The 15582-nt window shown below is 72.7% G+C and carries 13 protein-coding genes; 6 read left to right on the top strand and 7 right to left on the bottom strand.

Annotated features, from left to right (window positions below):
* The first annotated feature begins 83 nt into the window (after positions 1-83).
* Positions 84-533 carry an SRPBCC family protein gene (locus ACFU5G_RS00085; RefSeq protein WP_377239442.1) on the top strand — a complete coding sequence of 150 codons (450 nt, stop codon included), beginning with the start codon at positions 84-86 and terminating at the stop codon, positions 531-533.
* A 10-nt stretch (positions 534-543) separates the two neighbouring features.
* On the opposite strand, the gene ACFU5G_RS00090 is transcribed toward ACFU5G_RS00085, so the two are convergent.
* From ACFU5G_RS00090 to ACFU5G_RS00105, 4 genes are all read right to left on the bottom strand, one after another.
* The gene (locus ACFU5G_RS00090; RefSeq protein WP_377239444.1) at positions 544-1035 is read right to left on the bottom strand and encodes an SRPBCC family protein; all 492 of its coding nucleotides are present in this window, start codon (positions 1033-1035) and stop codon (positions 544-546) included.
* A complete protein-coding gene (locus ACFU5G_RS00095; protein ID WP_377239446.1) occupies positions 1032-1409 on the bottom strand; it encodes an ArsR/SmtB family transcription factor in 378 nt (125 codons plus the stop codon). The genes ACFU5G_RS00090 and ACFU5G_RS00095 overlap by 4 nt, the downstream gene beginning before the upstream one ends.
* Positions 1410-1571: 162 nt before the next feature.
* Positions 1572-3110, bottom strand: a complete 1539-nt coding sequence (locus tag ACFU5G_RS00100; protein ID WP_377239448.1) for a glycoside hydrolase family 32 protein — start codon at positions 3108-3110, stop codon at positions 1572-1574.
* 45 nt (positions 3111-3155) lie between these two features.
* Positions 3156-4190, bottom strand: coding sequence for a LacI family DNA-binding transcriptional regulator (locus ACFU5G_RS00105; RefSeq protein ID WP_377239450.1), 1035 nt, complete (start codon positions 4188-4190; stop codon positions 3156-3158).
* A 122-nt stretch (positions 4191-4312) separates the two neighbouring features.
* Between ACFU5G_RS00105 and ACFU5G_RS00110 the strand changes: the two genes are divergently transcribed.
* Genes ACFU5G_RS00110 through ACFU5G_RS00120 form a run of 3 tightly spaced genes read left to right on the top strand, consistent with a single transcriptional unit; the run spans position 4313 to position 7535 of the window.
* Positions 4313-5698, top strand: coding sequence for an ABC transporter substrate-binding protein (locus ACFU5G_RS00110; protein WP_377239452.1), 1386 nt, complete (start codon positions 4313-4315; stop codon positions 5696-5698).
* The gene (locus tag ACFU5G_RS00115) at positions 5695-6651 is read left to right on the top strand and encodes a carbohydrate ABC transporter permease (RefSeq protein ID WP_377239454.1); all 957 of its coding nucleotides are present in this window, start codon (positions 5695-5697) and stop codon (positions 6649-6651) included. Before ACFU5G_RS00110 ends, ACFU5G_RS00115 begins: the two co-directional genes overlap by 4 nt.
* On the top strand, positions 6648-7535 hold the full coding sequence (locus ACFU5G_RS00120) for a carbohydrate ABC transporter permease (protein WP_377239456.1): 888 nt from the start codon (positions 6648-6650) through the stop codon (positions 7533-7535). Before ACFU5G_RS00115 ends, ACFU5G_RS00120 begins: the two co-directional genes overlap by 4 nt.
* A 43-nt stretch (positions 7536-7578) precedes the next feature.
* Here the strand turns inward: ACFU5G_RS00120 and ACFU5G_RS00125 are convergent, their stop codons facing one another.
* Positions 7579-8613 carry a LacI family DNA-binding transcriptional regulator gene (locus tag ACFU5G_RS00125; protein ID WP_377239458.1) on the bottom strand — a complete coding sequence of 345 codons (1035 nt, stop codon included), beginning with the start codon at positions 8611-8613 and terminating at the stop codon, positions 7579-7581.
* 185 nt (positions 8614-8798) lie between these two features.
* On the opposite strand from ACFU5G_RS00125, the gene ACFU5G_RS00130 reads away from it, so the two are divergent.
* Complete coding sequence (locus ACFU5G_RS00130; protein ID WP_377239460.1) at positions 8799-11723, top strand: CBM35 domain-containing protein; 2925 nt, start codon at positions 8799-8801, stop codon at positions 11721-11723.
* A gap of 27 nt (positions 11724-11750) precedes the next feature.
* Here the strand turns inward: ACFU5G_RS00130 and ACFU5G_RS00135 are convergent, their stop codons facing one another.
* Positions 11751-13337, bottom strand: a complete 1587-nt coding sequence (locus ACFU5G_RS00135; RefSeq protein WP_377239462.1) for a sulfatase-like hydrolase/transferase — start codon at positions 13335-13337, stop codon at positions 11751-11753.
* A 158-nt stretch (positions 13338-13495) separates the two neighbouring features.
* Here ACFU5G_RS00135 and ACFU5G_RS00140 point away from each other — a divergent pair, with 158 nt between their 5' ends.
* Positions 13496-14488, top strand: a complete 993-nt coding sequence (locus ACFU5G_RS00140; protein ID WP_377239464.1) for a LacI family DNA-binding transcriptional regulator — start codon at positions 13496-13498, stop codon at positions 14486-14488.
* A gap of 21 nt (positions 14489-14509) precedes the next feature.
* Here ACFU5G_RS00140 and ACFU5G_RS00145 read toward each other — a convergent pair whose 3' ends face one another.
* Positions 14510-15535: a phosphotransferase enzyme family protein gene (locus ACFU5G_RS00145; RefSeq protein WP_377239466.1), complete on the bottom strand. Its 1026-nt coding sequence runs from the start codon at positions 15533-15535 to the stop codon at positions 14510-14512.
* Positions 15536-15582: the final 47 nt, after the last annotated feature.

The following is a 15582-nucleotide window of genomic DNA, read 5'->3' on the forward strand; positions in this document are numbered from 1 at the left end:
TGCGCCCCGCCGATTCCCGGGCACGATAGGGATGCCGGCCGACACGCTACGGTCAGATCCGAGAACCACCACGGAGGACAGCGATGAGCATCGAGACCCCGCGTCACACCGCCACGGCGAGCACCCACATCGCCGAGCCGCCCGGGCGGGTCTGGGCCGAGCTGACCCACCCGGGGGCGCGGTGGATGCTGGGCGCGAACGTCGAGACGGACTACCAGCCGGGCAGCCCGATCGTCTTCGAGGGGCACTTCTTCGGCCGGGTCTTCGCCGACAAGGGCACGGTCATCGCCGTCGACCGGCCGCACCTGCTGCACTTCACGCACTTCGCGCCGCTCAGCGGCCTCGCGGACGTCCCCGAGAACTACCACGAGATCCGCATCGAGCTCACGCCCGACGACGGCGGCACCCGCGTCACCGTGACCCAGGAGAACATCGACACCGCGCAGCACGCGACCGCGTCCGAGGGGCACTGGAAGGACGCGCTCGCCACGCTCGCCCACCGGGACGACGGCTCGGGCCCGACCCACTGGTGAGCCCGTCGACCTACTGCGCCAGCACCGCGTAGCCCGGGCCGAGCGGCAGGTAGTCCGTGTCGAAGTCGGCGAGCGACGGCGGCTCGCCGCCCTCGATCGCCGCGGCAAGACGGTCCAGGTACCACTCCCAGCCCGGGCCCGTCTCGGGCAGCATCTTTGGGTCGAGCTCCTTCTGCCGCAGGGTCAGCGTGGTGCCGCCGTCGACCTCCGCGAGCTCGGCGCTGAGCCGCCAGTTGCCGAACTCGTCCTCGGCGCTCACCGCGAGCAGTCGCGGCGGCTCGCACGCGTCGACGCGGAACGGCGCCGGTGCGCCAGGCTCGGCCTCCGCGTTCATGGTCACCAGCACGGTGCCGCTGGTCGGGTCGCCGGTCCAGGTGCCGAACCAGCGGGCCAGGCGGTCCGACTCGGTCACGCTCGCCCACACGTCGTCGATCGGCACACCGAACCGGCGCACCAGCACCAGGGTCCGGCCGTCGTCCTCCAGGGTTCCGGTCAGGTTCATGCGCTCTGCTCCTTCGCGTTCGCGGTAGTGCCTGAGGCGGACGTCCCCCGACGGCGGTCCCGGGCGGCCCTGCGCACCTCGGTGCCCAGCGCGTCGAGGTGCACGGCGGAGACCGGCGCCCGGCGCGGGGTGAGCGCCGCCAGCAGCTCGCTCACCTGCTCCAACGGGCCGGGATCGAGCACGTAGCGCCGCTCGCGGCCCTCGTCGGTCCCCCGCACCAGACCCGCCTCGCTGAGCACCCGCAGGTGCCTGCTGATCGCCGGGCGCGACACCGCGTGCTCCGCCGCGAGGTCCACCACGCGCGCCGGGCCGTCCGCGAGCCGCAGCAGCAGCTCGCGCCGGATCGGATCAGCGATGGCCCCGAAGACGTCCATATCGCAATGGTAACCTCTCGGTTACCAATTGGCGAAGTAGCCCACCGCACCGGACCGGCGCCTCGGGGCAACGCCTACGCCCCCGAGGGGGTAACGCTGAGCTAGCAATGTTCGCTCAGCGTTACCCCCTCGGCGGAGTGGTCCTTGCCCGCCAGGACGGGCTCAGTCGCCCTCAGGAACGACGTCGGCCACCCGCACGTCGAGCACCGCACCCCCGCCCTCGGCGAAGGCCTCGACGCCCACCGCATCGGACCCGGGGAACACCAGCTCACTGACCACGACCTCGCCGTCGTTCGCGACGACCTCGACGCTCATCGCGTCGGTCAGCACGTCGAGCGTGAGCGCGCCGTCGACCAGCCGCACCGGCACCCGGCGCGGCGTCGCGAACCCGTCGTGCGCGGCGACGCCCGACGCCGAACGGTCGAGCACGAGCTCGCCCGTCGCCCGGTCGTAGCCGATGGTCGTGCCGCGCGCCTCCCCCACCAGCACCCGGACGCCCGCGAACGACGCCGAACCCGGCACGATCCGAGCCCGCACCCGCTGCTGGAGGCCGCCGCCCCGGCCGACGACGGCGGTCGCACCGGCGCCCGAGCCGCCCGGACCAGCCCCGTCCACGGCAAGCCCCTCGACGGACACGACCTCCCGCTCGGCCGCGCCGACCTCCGGCGAGAACCGGCTCACCAGACGCGGCACGCCGTCCACGGCGCGGAGCCCGAGGTCACGCGGCGCCGACATGATGCCCTGCCACGGCGACGTTGGCGCCCGGAAGGCCTGCCCCATCCAGCCGATCAGCACCCGACGCCCGGCCGGCGCGTCCACGCCGAGCCCGACGCCGCCCGGCTCGCCCGCGAGCCCGTTGAACGTCGCCGCCGCGTACAGGTCCGCGCCGTGGTCGACCCGGCCGGTCGGCACAGCGGCGTCCTCCACGAACCGCTCGCCGTCAAAGTCGCCGACCACGTAGTGCTGCCCCGGGCCGCTGGTGCTGAGCACCAGCACCCAGCGCACGTCGCCTCCGGGCCCAGCAGCCCCGCCGTCGGCCCGAGAACCCTCTACCACCAGCGGGAACAGGTCCGGGCACTCCCACATCTCCGGCAGCCGGGCGCTCTCGAACGTGCTCGTGGTGCGCCACCGCAGCAGGTCGTCCGAGACGTTCACGACCAGCCGCGAGGCATCGGCGTCCACGGCCGCCATGACCCAGTGCCCACCCTCGGGCGGGCCGAACCAGAACACCTTGGGGTCGCGGTAGTCGGTCCGGCCCCGGTCGTGCACCGGGTTGCCCGCGTACTTCTCCCAGGTGCGCCCGCCGTCGGTGCTGTACGCGACCGACTGCGCCTGGTTGTCGCCGTGCACAGGGTGGTCCCGGTAGGCGCTCGTGTACAGGGCGACGAGCGGCCCGGCCCCGGCCGAACCGAGCCCCGAGGTGTTGGCGGCGTCCACCACGGCAGAGCCCGAGAAGATCATCTCGTGGTCCGTGGCGGGGATCGCCACCGGGTGTTCGGTCCAGGTCAGCAGGTCGGACGACGTCGCGTGCCCCCAGGCGATGTCGCCCCATTCCGGGCCGCCCGGGTTGTGCTGGAAGAACAGGTGGTACGTGCCGTCGTGGAAGAGCAGGCCGTTGGGGTCGTTCATCCAGTTCCGGGCCGGCGAGAAGTGCAGGCGCGGGCGGTAGGGCTCGGTGGCGGCAGGTTCGCTCGTGGGCATGGACGCTGAGGCTAATCAGCGTCCATGCGGGTCGTCAATAGGTATTTATCGCGGGCTCGCCGTCGACTCGCGGACCACGAGCGGGCAGTCCACCAGCTCCTCGTGCGGCGTGCCCGACGGCGGCTTGACCAGCAGCTCGGCCGCCCGCAGGCCCATCTCGCGGTGCGGCAGGCGCACCGTCGTCAGGGCCGGGTGGATCGCGTCGGCCAGCGCCTCCTGGTCGTCGTAGCCCACGATGCTCACGTCGTCCGGCACGCACAGGCCGCGCTCGTGCAGGGCGAGCAGCGCGCCGAGCGCCATCTGGTCGTTACCGCAGACCAGCGCGGTGGGCCGGCCGGCGTCGAACAGCTCGTTGGTGATCCGGTAGCCCGACCGAGAGCCGTAGTCGCCGTTCCGGCGCACCACACGGGAAGGGTCGGCCGACGCCGCACGCAGGGCGTCGTCCAGCCCGGCCGCGCGCTCGCCGGCGGCGAAGTCGTCCGCAGGCCCCCCGAGGAATGCGATGTCGCGGTGCCCCAGGTCGAGCAGATGGGCCGCGGCACGCCGTCCGCCCTCGCGGTCGTCCGGCAGGACGGTGCCCTCCCCCGCGCCGCCCGCCTCGGGCCAGCAGCCGACGAACAGCTCCCGGGTCTCGCCCAGCTCACGGTTCACCGTCACCGGGCCGGTGCCGGCGGAGGCGTGCACGATGCCGGTCACGCCCCGGTCGAGGAGGTCGGCCACAGCCTCGTCGCCGTCGTGCCCGTCGACGTCGATCACCATGCAGACGTGCCCGGCCGCCCGTGCGGCGGTCTGCATCCCCGCGAGCAGCGCACCCGCGAACGGGTGCGACGCGACGCCGTAGGACACCACCCCGAGGGTCGTCGAGCGGTTCAGCCGCAGCTCCTGGGCGCGCCGGTTCAGGCGGTAGCCGAGCGAGCGGGCCGCCTCCAGGATCCGCTCGCGCGTCTCGGCGGCCACCGGGATGTCGCGGCGGTCGTTCAGGACGAACGACACGGTTGACTGCGAGACGCCGGCGGCGCGGGCCACGTCGTTCATCGTCGGCCGTCCGGCCTTCGCCACTGTCCTCGGCACTTCTGTCATCGGTACCTCCCGTCCGCAGACTACCGTCGCGCGATTCGGTCAATACCTATTGACGACGCCGCGACCCCTCTGCTTCACTCATCGCCCAATAGGAATTGACCACCTCAGAGAGGAGGGGACGGATGCCATTGCCGCCACTGTCCCGACGGTCGCTGCTGCGGGCCGGGGGTGTCGGACTCGCGCTCGCCGCGACGACGGCCCTGACCTCGTGCGCGCCGCCGTCGGACCCGAAGGCCCTGAAGATCGCGTTCTTCGGGGACCAGAGCGGGGCGGACGAGCTGCGCGCGCGGCTCGAGGAGCCGGTCCGCACGCTCGACCCGACCATCCGGCTGGAGATCAACGCGACGCCGGGCACCGACTGGAACGAGTTCTTCGCCAAGCTGCTCACGCAGATCGCCGCGGGCAGCCGCCCCGACATCGTCAGCGTCGCCACCGAGGGCGTGCAGCTCATGGCCGGCCGCGGCCTGGCCGCGCCGCTGGACGAGTACGTGACCCGCGACCTGGCCGAGCTCCAGGACTACTTCGACGACGTCTCCCCCGCGCTGGTCGAGGCGATGATGTACGACGGCAGCCTGTTCCTGCTGCCGCTCGACTACAACGCCGGGAACATGTATTACAGCCCGGTCCTGTTCGAACGGGCGGGGCTCGACCTGCCCGCGCCGGACTGGACCGTCGACGACTTCTACGACGCCGGCCGCGCCATGGCCCGCATCCCCGACATCAACGCCTACGACTGGGTCGTGCGGCTGTGGGGCAGCTGGACCTCGTTCCTGTACGCCAACGACGGCAACCTGCTGACCGAGGGCCGCGCGCCCGGCGGTGAGTGGCTGTGGGACGCGGCGTACGCGGGCAACCCGGCGGCCGCCGGCCGCGGCGGCGGCTGGGCCTGGGGCGACCCCGTGGCCAACTCCCCGGCGGCGGTCGAGGCCCTGGAGCTCATGATCGAGCTGCGCAAGGAGGGCATCGCGCCCTCGCCCGACGTCGGCGGCGGGCAGACCTCCCAGGCCCTGTTCGCCGCGGGCCGCGTGGGCATGAGCGTGGGCGGCGGCTTCTGGGCCGGCGGCCTGCACAACGCGGGCATGGCGCCAGGCTCGTTCGACGTCCAGTACTTCCCGCGCTGGAAGTCGCAGCGGCACCTGTTCGGCACGGCCGGCTACTCCATCCTGGAGACCTCCGACAAGAAAGACCTGGCCTGGGAGGTCATCAAGCGGTTGACCTTCCCGGACGCCTTCGACGTGCTGTTCCCGGGCAACGTGACGACGCCCGCGCGGCAGTCCCTGTCGACGGCGCAGCGGTACGAGACCACCGGCCCGGAGCACTGGGACGTGTTCAGCAGCACGCTGACCGAGTTCCCGGAGACGGCGCCCATCCCGGCCCCGATCTACTTCAACGCCCTGTCCACCGCGCTCAACCAGCGCACCACCGAGGCCATCGCCACCGGTGATGCGCGGGCGGCGCTCGACGGGTTGCAGATCGACCTCGAGACGGCGGCGGGGGCGGTCGCATGAGCGCCGTCACTCCGGTCCGGGGTCCGGCACCCGCCCGGCCCGGCGACGTCGTCCGCCGCACGCCCGCCGCACGCCGCAGCCGCCGGGCTGAGGCCGCGTTCGGCTACGGCATGATCGGCCTCGCCGGGGCGGCGATCCTCCTGTTCACGATCGGCCCGATCCTCGCGTCGTTCGGCCTGTCGTTCTTCGCCTGGGACGTCATCACGCCGCCGCGGTTCGTCGGCCTGGACAACTACGCGGCGATCGGCAGCGACCAGCGCGTGGTGCACTCGTTCGGCGTCACGGCCGTGCTGGCGTTCTCGATCGTGGCCCTCCAGGTCGCGATCGGGCTGTTCCTCGCGCTCCTCGTGGACCAGCGTCGCCGGGCCTCGACCAAGGCGATCTTCCGCACCGTGTTCTACCTGCCGCTCCTGGCGTCCACGGCCGCGGTGTCCATCTTCATGACGTACATGTTCAACGAGCGGTTCGGCGTCGTGAACTACTACCTGACCCTGCTGGGCGGGAGCGGGGTGCCGTGGCTGACCAGCGACGCCGGCGCCGTGGTGACCATCGTCTTCGTCGCGGTCTGGCAGTCGGTCGGGTTCACGTTCGTGCTGTTCGTGGCCGCCCTGGCCGGGCTGCCGCGCGATGTCATGGAGGCCGCCGAGATCGACGGCGCCGGGCCGGTGCGCTCGCTGCTGCGGATCAAGCTGCCGCTGATCAGCCCGACGGTCTTCTTCGCCTGCGTGATCGGCCTGATCAACGCGATGCAGCTCTTCGACCAGGCCTTCATCATGACCAAGGGCGGGCCCGGCACGGCCACCACGACCATCACGATGGTCATCTACCAGACGGCGTTCCAGAACCTGCAGTTCGGGTACGGGTCGGCCATCTCCATGGTGCTCTTCGCGGCGCTCATCGCGCTCACCGGACTGCAGTTCACTCTCTCCCGGAGGCTGGTGTTCTACTCGTGACCGCTCCCTCGTTCTCCCCGTCGGCCCAGCGCTCCCCGTCGGCCCAATTCTCCCGGTCGGCCCTGACCCGCCGGATCGGCCGCGGCGTCGGCCTCGTCGTCCTGGTCCTGGCCGCGATGGTCGCCTTCGGCCCGCTGCTGTGGACGCTGACGACGTCGCTGCGCGAACCCGCCGAGTCGTTCACCAACCCGCCGGTCTGGCTGCCGCTGGACCCCGACTTCTCCAACTACGCGAAGGTGTTCTCGGAGGTCTCGCTCGGGCGGTTCTTCCTGAACAGCGTGATCGTCACCGGCCTCATCGTCGGCGCGCAGATCATCACCTGCACGCTGAGCGGCTACGCGTTCGCCATGGTGCGCTTCCCGGGGCGCGGCGCGATCTTCGCGCTGTTCCTCGCCACCATGATGGTGCCGGTCCAGACCACGATCATCCCGGTGTTCGTGCTGATCAGCCGCATGGGACTGTCCGACAGCCTGGCCTCGCTGATCCTCCCGGCCATCGGCAGCGCGTTCGGCACGTTCCTGATGCGGCAGTACTTCCTGCAGATGCCCGTCGAGCTCGGCGAGGCAGCGCGGGTCGACGGCGCCTCCCGCTTCCAGGTGTTCCGCCTGATCTACGCGCCGATGGCGACGCCGGCCATGGCCACGCTCGCGATCCTCGCGTTCACCGGGTTCTGGGCGGAGTTCTACCGGCCGCTGATCTTCCTGCAGTCGCAGGAGAACTTCACGCTGCCGCTGGGGCTCGTCACCCTGCAGGGCACCTTCGGCACGGGCAGCATCTCGGTGGTGCTGGCGGGCGTGATCCTGTCCATGATCCCGAGCGTCATCCTCTTCGTCGTCGCGCAGCGGCGGTTCGTCGAGGGCATCACCGCGGGCTCGTTCCGCTGACCGGCCGGGTCTCCCCGGGGTACGTCGTCGGACGACGGCGGCGTCAGCCCCGGGGAGGCCCGACCGAACCGCGCTCGACCAGGTGGACGTCGAGCGAGACGGGCTCGCGGGCCCCCCGGGCCTCGCCGGCCCCGGGCCCGGTCCCCTCGATCTCCTCCAGCACGATGCGCGACGCCTCGGCGACCTTCGCCGGCATGTTCTGCGCGACCGTGGTCAGGCCCGGCGTGGTGTACCGCGCGAAGTCGAGGTCGTCGAAGCCGATGACGGACACGTCGCCGGGCACGGACCCGCCCGCCTCGGCGATACCCGCCATGATGCCGACGGCGAGGTGGTCGGCGGTGGCGAACACGGCGGTCACGTCCGGGTGGTCGCGGTGCAGCCGCAGGCCGAGGCGCCGTCCGTCCTCGAACGACGTGAGCACCTCCACGGCCTCGACGTGCCGGGGGTCGAGCCCGGCGGCCAGGCAGGCCTCGCGGAACCCGGCCCACCGCTGGCCGACGACGCCGAGGCCCGCGTAGGGCGGCCCGGCGAACAGCACGTGCCGGTGCCCGGCGTCGGCCAGGCGCTCGCCCGCGAGGCGGCCGCCACCGTGGTCGTCGCTGCGCACGCCGATGGTGCGCGGGTTGGCGGAGTAGCTGTCGATGGCGACGAGCGGCACCGTGTCGACGCGGAGCCGGTCGATCTGCTCGTCCGTAAACTCCACGAGCACCACGCCGTCGAGCGACCAGCCGCGGACGGTCTGCGCCACCTGGTCCTCGTGCTCGATGCCGCGCAGCAGCACGTGGTAGCCGCGGTGCCGCAGGTGGGTCTCCATACCGCCGACGACGGCGACGGTGTGCGGGCTGACCAGCAGGCTGTTGTTCTCCCCCACCGGCACGAGCGCCGCCACGATGTGCGAGCTGTTCGCCGCGAGGCTGCGGGCCGGGATGTTCGGCACGTAGCCGAGCCGGGCGGCGATGCCCAGGACCCTCTCGATCGTGGCGGGCGAGACGCGGGCGCGCTTGCCGTTCATGACGTTCGAGACGGTCATGACGCTGACGCCGGCCTCGTCCGCGATGTCGCTCAGTCGCGTGGTCACGCGCCCCTCCCCCGTCGGCTTCCGGCTCCAGCCGCATCCTAGGTCGCTCTTGACCGGACGGTCGGCGTGCCCGTACCGTTCCAGCGAAGTTTACCGCTAAACCTTCGGTTGCCAGACCTTCGGGTCGCTGAACCTCTGGTCGGTAGACCTCACTGCTGATGCGCATCCCGGTCGAAGGAGATCTCATGCCGCGCAGAACTGACACCCGCACCATCCCCGCCTGGCGCAGACGCCTGGCCCTGCTGGCGGCCCTCGCGGTCGCCGGCGCCGCCCTCGTGACCGCGACCGCGGCCCCGGCGGGCGCCGCGACCACGCGGTACCAGGCCGAGCAGGCCGCCCTGACCGGCGGCGCCGTCGTCTCCACGGAGCACTCCGGCTACACGGGCTCCGGCTTCGTGGGCGGCTTCACCGACGGCAACAAGGGCTCCGCGACGTCGACGTTCGCGGTCACCGCGGCGTCGTCCGGCCCGCACACGCTGGCTCTCCGGTATGCCAACGGCACCGGCTCGGCCAAGACCCTGACGCTCCTGGTCGACGGCGCCGCCCAGCAGGTCACGCTCCCGGCGACGGCCGGCTGGACCACCTGGGCGACCCAGAGCACGGCCGTCACGCTGAGCGCGGGCAGCCACTCGGTCGCGTACCGGTTCGGCTCCGCCGACTCCGGCAACGTGAACCTCGACGCCCTCGACGTCAGCGACTCGGGCGGCTCCACCGGAGCCGACTACGGCCCCGGCCCGACGTTCGAGGCGGAGTCCGCCACCCTCGCGGGCGGCGCCGTGACCGCCACGGACCACACGGGCTTCTCCGGCTCCGGGTTCGTGGGCGGTTTCACGGACGGCAACGCGGGCTCGGCGTCGGTCACGTTCAAGGTGCAGTTCGCGGCCGCCGGGGCGAAGGACCTGACGCTCCGGTACGCCAACGGCACCGGCTCGGCGCGCACGCTCTCGCTGTACGACGGCGGCACCCGGCTGACGCAGCTCTCCCTGCCCGCGACCGCGAGCTGGGACACCTGGGGAACCGTGACCCACACCGTGACGCTGACCGCGGGCAACCACGACCTGCGGCTGGCCTACGCCTCGGGCGACAACGGCAACGCGAACATCGACCGGCTCGACGTCGGCACGAACGTGCCACCGCAGCCCGCTGGCCCGGGCGAGGCCGAGAACGCCTACCGCTCCGGCAACGCCGCGGTCGCGACCGCCACCGGCGGCTTCACGGGCGCGGGCTACGTGGGCGGCTTCACGACGACGGGCGCGCGCGTGCTGCGCACGATCCAGGCGGGTTCGGCCGGCACGGCGACGGCGACGATCCGGTTCGCGACGCCCGCGGGCGCGCGCACCCTCGACCTGCTGGTCAACGGCCGGGTCACGGGTCAGGTGAGCTTCGCCGCGGGCAGCGGGTGGCGCACCGTGACGGCGAGCGTGCCGGTGCGGGCGGGCGTGAACACCGTGGGCATCCGGGCCGCGAGCGGCGGCGCCGACGTGCTGGTCGACAGCATCGCGGTGTCCGGCGAGACGGACCTCGCGGCGCGCGGCGCGTCGACGTCGTACACGCAGTACGAGGCCGAGGCCGGATCGACCACGGGGACCAAGCTGACGCCGTCGCGCACCTACGGCACGGTGCAGGCGGAGTCGAGCGGCCGCAGCGCCGTGCGGCTGGACGCCGTCGGCGAACGGGTGGACCTGACCCTGACCGCCCCGGCGAGCGGGCTGGTGGTGCGCTACTCGATCCCGGACAACGCGGCCGGGACCGGGCAGACGTCACCGCTGGCGGTGTACGCGAACGGCACCAAGCTCAAGGACGTGACGCTGACCTCGGCGCACGCCTGGCAGTACGGCGAGTACCCGTTCCACAACGACCCGTCGCTCGGCGGCGCCCACCGGTTCTACGACGAGCTACGGTTCGAGATCCCGGAGCAGCCGGCCGGCACGGTGCTGCGGCTGCAGAAGGACTCGGGCGCCGTGGCGCACATCGACGTCGACCTGGTCGAGGCGGAGCGGGTGGCCCCGGCGCTCACCGCGCCGTCGGGCGCCGTCTCGATCACGGCGCACGGGGCGACGTCGGGCGGGGGCGACGACACCGCGGCGATCACGGCGGCGGTCGCCGCCGCCAAGGCCGCGGGCGTACCGGTCTGGATCCCGGCCGGCACCTTCCACGTGAACGACGCCGTCCGGGTCGCGGGCGTGACCGTGCTCGGTGCGGGACCCTGGCACTCAGCGATCGTGGGCACCGGCCGGGCGGGCGGGTTCTACGCGACCGGCGGCGGCGTCACCATCGCGGACGTCGCGATCTTCGGCTCCGCGACCGTGCGCGAGGACGCCGACGGGCAGGCCGCGATCGAGGGCGACTTCACCAGCGAGTCGCTGCTGCAGAACATCTGGGTGCAGCACACCAAGGTGGGGCTGTGGGTGCGGCCGGGCTCGCGCGACCTGCTCGCGGTCGGGCTGCGCGTGCGCGACACGTACGCCGACGGCGTGAACCTGCGCTCCGGCGTGACCAACACGCAGGTGACCCAGTCGACGTTCCGCAACACCGGCGACGACTCGCTGGCGATGTGGTCGGACGGCGCCGCCGTCAGCGGCAGCGTGTTCTCGTTCAACACGGTCCAGGCCCCGGCGCTGGCCAACGGCCTGGCCGTGTACGGCGGCGGGGGCGGCAACCGGGTCGAGGACAACCTCGTGGCCGACACCGTCAACGCGGCCGCGGGCATCGCGGTCAGCACCCGGTTCGGCGTCCCCTTCACGGGCACGACGACGGTGGCCCGCAACACCCTGACCCGCACCGGCAGCCGGGAGCCCAACTGGCCGGCCGAGCTGGGCGCGCTGTGGATCTACGCCGACGTGCACGCCATCGACGCGCCGATCGTGATCCGCGACATGACCATCCAGGACAGCACCTACGCGGGCGTGCTGATGTCGTGGCAGAAGTCGATCCAGCAGGTGAGCCTGGACCGGGTCACGATCACGGGGTCGGGCACGTACGGCATCGAGCTGCACGCCGCCGGGCGGGCGTCGTTCGCGAACACGACCGTCTCCGGGTCCGGGACGGCGGGGCTGCTGAACGACATGGGGTTCGTGCTGGACCGGCAGGGCGGGAACTCGGGGTTCTGACCCGTTGACCGCTGGGACGGCCCGGGCTCACCTCTGGTGGGTCCGGGCCGTGCCGTCGTCGGGTGCAGTGCCGGTGGGCGCGGTGCCGTCGTCGGAAGTGGCGTCGAAGGCCCAGTTGTGGGGTGCGCGCTTGGCCGTGTACGCGCCGGTGGGCAGCTCGTCCTGCGCGCGGAGCATCCACTGCGTCAGGCGCCAGAGCAGGTCGGCGCGGGCGGCGGCATAGCCGGGGTCGTCGAACAGGTCGTGCACCTCGGTCGGGTCGGCGGCGAGGTCGTACAGCTCGCCGCTGCCGTCGCTGTGCACGATGAGCTTGAGGTCGCCGCGGCGCAGCATCCGCGAGCGCCCGCTCTGGGTGACGGTGTTGAGCTCGTCGAACGTGCGGCCCTCGTACGGGAAGTGCAGGGGCGGACGCTCGTCGGCGCCGTAGGTGAGGCCGCCGAAGCCGCGCTCGGCGTAGAGGTCGTCGAACTCGGGCGACGTGCGCCCGGCGTCGAGCAGGAGGGGCGCGAGGCTGCGGCCGGTGACGCCGTCGGGGATGGCGGAGCCGACCAGCTCGGCGATCGTGGGCAGGATGTCCACGATCGAGACCAGCTCGCCGCGGGTGCGGGCCGCGACCGGTCCGCCGCTGAGGAAGAACGGGATACGCATCAGCACCTCCGGCATGCCGGCGCCCTTGCGCTGCAGCCCGTACTCGGCCACGTAGTCGCCGTGGTCGCTGACCATGATGACCAGCACGTCGTCGCCGAGCGTGGCCCAGACGTGCTCCATGAGACGGCGCACCTGGTCGTCGAGCAGGCGGAGCTGGCCGCAGTAGTTGGCGCGGTAGCGGGAGCTCTCGTCGTCGTACCCGGGGCGTTTCTCCTCCGCCAGGTCGCGGAGCCAGGCCCAGTGCCCGCCCTTGGCGGCGGCGACGTCGGGGCCGTGCAGGCGCTCCGGGATCTCGTCGGCGGGGAACATGCTGAAGTACGGCTCGGGCACCTGGTACGGGTTGTGCGGCTCGGGGAAGGAGACCCAGAGGAAGGTGGGGCGGTCGGCGCCCGTGGGTTCGCCGGCGGCCTCGGTCACGGCCTCGGTCGCAGCCCCGGACACCGCCTCGGTCACGGCCTCGACGGCGTCGGAGACGATGCGGTACGGGAGCGAGTCCTCCAGCGGGTGCGGCGTCGGCTCAGGTGAGACGCCGTGGTCGAGGTCGTCGAGCCACTGGTCGAAGGCCGCGTGGCCGGGGCTGTGCTGGGGCCCGCCGGTGTGCCAGTACGGGCCGCGGTAGGCGTCGAAGTCGTCGGGGCCGCGGTGCATGTGCGGCTTGCCCGCGAAGATGCGGTGGTAGCCGGCCTCCCCCAGCACGTCGAGCAGGTCGCGGTCGAACCGGGCGGCGCCGGGTGTGCTGTTCTGGGTCACGCCGTGCGCGGACGGGAACCGTCCGGTCAGCAGACTCACGCGGGCCGGGACGCACAGCGGCGAGCTGGTGTAGCCGCGCTGGAAGTCGGTGCCGCGGGCGGCGAGCTCGTCGAGGAACGGGGTGGTGTCCACCGGGAACCCCGACCGGGCCGACAGGTCCGCCCGGTGCTGGTCGGTCATGATCAGGACGATGTGCGGCGCTCTCGGCGCTTCCATGTCTTCCCCTCGCGGCGGGCGGTCTTGCCACGATGCAAGCCGGTCGGCCCGCACACTATCCAGTAGGCTTGCCGCGATGCAACAGCAGCGCCGCTGAGCAGGCAGGACACCGTCCGGCAGGTGCGGCGCGGCGAGCCGTACGACGCGAGGAGGCCGACGTGGGTCGACGCGAGGACGTCGCACGCCTCGCGGGCGTCTCGGCCCGCACCGTGTCGAACGTCGTGAGCGGCACGGTCAACGTCGCGGCCGGCACCCGGGAGCGCGTGCTCGCCGCCATCGAGGAGCTCGACTACCGGCCGAGCGAGATCGGCCGGATGCTGCGCTCGGGCCGCACCGGCATGGCCGGGCTCGTGGTGCCCGACCTCGACAACCCTTACTTCGCGGAGCTGGCCCGCAAGCTCATCGAGGCCGCCCGAGGTCACGGGTACACGCTCATGGTCGAGCAGACCGACGGCGTCCGGGACCGCGAGCGCGACCTGCTCGCCCGCGCCGACACCAAGGCGATCTTCGACGGCCTGATCGTCAGCCCGCTCGGCCTGACCGACGACGACCTGAGCCGGTCCGCGCGCACCCAGCGGCCCGTGGTGCTGCTCGGCGAGGAGCCGCACCCCGGCTTCGACCACGTGCACATCGACAACTTCGCGGCCGCACGCGAGGCGGTCGAGCACCTGCTGGCCGCCGGACGGCGGCACGTGGTCGCGGTCGGCGCCCAGCGCGACAAGAAGTCGTCCAGCTCGCTGCGCCTGAGCGGGTTCGAGGCGGCGATGGCGGCGGCTCCGCACGCCACGGCGCAGGTCGCCTACGTCGACACGTTCACGCGGCGCGGCGGGGCGGACGCGACCCGCGCCCTCCTGCGCGGCGGCACCCTGCCGGACGCCCTGTTCTGCTTCTCCGACCTGCTCGCCCTCGGCGCGCTCCGCGCCCTGCACGACGCCGGGGTCGCGGTGCCCGAGCAGGTGGCCGTGGTCGGGTTCGACGACATCGAGGACGGCCGGTACGGGAACCCCAGCCTCACCACGATCTCGCCGGACAAGGCGGCGATCGCGCAGTCCGCGATGGACGCCCTGGTCCGGCGGATCGGCGGCGACGAGAGCGAGGCGGTGCGGGTGCTGGCGCCGCACCGGCTGGTGGAGCGGGAGAGCACGGGCTGAACACTGGGCAGCGGCGCGATCTCAGGCCAGGTCGACCGGCTTCGGCCCGCACGTTGCGGCCAGGAGGCCGGAGTCCTTGAGCAGGTGCCGCACCTGCCAGTCGAGGTCCGCGGGGCGCGAGGCGCCGCCCGGCCGCGAGTAGTGCTCGGCGAGGATCTCCTTGACGCCCAGGAACAGCCACGCCCAATAGGTCGGCCACACCAGTCGCCACTCGGTTTCCGAGAGCGGTCGCACCGAGTCGTACCCCCGGATGACGTCGTCGTGGTCACCGCGCCAGGCGAGGGCGAAGTCCGCGACGAGGTGGTTGTGGTGGCACGCCTCGAAGTCGAGGATCCCACTGAGGGTGCCTGACTCGAACAGCAGGTTCCACGGCGTGAAGTCGCCGTGGACGACGCCGGACGGGACGCCGGACGGAAGGCCGGGGGCGGCGCCGCCCGGGACGCCAGCCGGGAGAGCGGCCGCAAGGTCGGACCCGTTCTCGGCCAGCAACGCGGCCGCCGCCTCGCGATAGGCGCGCAGGGTCCGGCCTTCTTCCGGGAGATGCCGCTCGTGCACCGTGAGCCACTGGTCGAGCAGCGGATCGCTCACGGCCTCGCGGGGAAGCTCGAACCCGTCCCGTCGGCTGATGGCGCCGAGCGGGGAGCTCGCGGCATGGAACTCGGCGAGGAGTCGCCCACGGTTGAACCCCTCACTGTCGTCGCTGCCCTCGTCGGGCGCGGGTCCACCCGGGAGCCAGGCGAAGAGCCGCCAGATCCCGTCGTCCCGAACGAGAGGCTCCTCCGCCAGGACCGGAGCCGGCCAGCCGGCTGACCGCAACGCGGTCATGACCTGAGTCTCGTACCGCCAGTCCGCCCGGACGCTCGCGGGCAGCCACTTGAGGGCGAACACGGTCGAGCCGCGCCGGACCCGCCACGTGCGGGACCGGCTGCCGCCCAGATCGGTCGCGTCGGACAGGCGCCACCGCGCCCACAGGTCCCTCGGGATCATCTCGGGAATCATCGCGCCGGACGCTGCCCGGCCGGTCGAGGGGCGGGCCACGGAGGTCATCCCCTCATCATGTCGCGCGGCCAAGCCTCGGGATCCCGGCGGCCCGA

Source organism: Promicromonospora sp. NPDC057488 (assembly GCF_042802395.1).
Lineage (GTDB): Bacteria > Actinomycetota > Actinomycetes > Actinomycetales > Cellulomonadaceae > Promicromonospora.

Coding starts and splice junctions, on each gene's coding strand:
- ACFU5G_RS00085 (WP_377239442.1), top strand. CDS start 84: ATGAGCATCGAGACCCCGCGTCACACCGCCACGGCGAGCACCCACATC.
- ACFU5G_RS00090 (WP_377239444.1), bottom strand. CDS start 1,035: ATGAACCTGACCGGAACCCTGGAGGACGACGGCCGGACCCTGGTGCTG.
- ACFU5G_RS00095 (WP_377239446.1), bottom strand. CDS start 1,409: ATGGACGTCTTCGGGGCCATCGCTGATCCGATCCGGCGCGAGCTGCTG.
- ACFU5G_RS00100 (WP_377239448.1), bottom strand. CDS start 3,110: ATGCCCACGAGCGAACCTGCCGCCACCGAGCCCTACCGCCCGCGCCTG.
- ACFU5G_RS00105 (WP_377239450.1), bottom strand. CDS start 4,190: ATGACAGAAGTGCCGAGGACAGTGGCGAAGGCCGGACGGCCGACGATG.
- ACFU5G_RS00110 (WP_377239452.1), top strand. CDS start 4,313: ATGCCATTGCCGCCACTGTCCCGACGGTCGCTGCTGCGGGCCGGGGGT.
- ACFU5G_RS00115 (WP_377239454.1), top strand. CDS start 5,695: ATGAGCGCCGTCACTCCGGTCCGGGGTCCGGCACCCGCCCGGCCCGGC.
- ACFU5G_RS00130 (WP_377239460.1), top strand. CDS start 8,799: ATGCCGCGCAGAACTGACACCCGCACCATCCCCGCCTGGCGCAGACGC.
- ACFU5G_RS00135 (WP_377239462.1), bottom strand. CDS start 13,337: ATGGAAGCGCCGAGAGCGCCGCACATCGTCCTGATCATGACCGACCAG.
- ACFU5G_RS00145 (WP_377239466.1), bottom strand. CDS start 15,535: ATGACCTCCGTGGCCCGCCCCTCGACCGGCCGGGCAGCGTCCGGCGCG.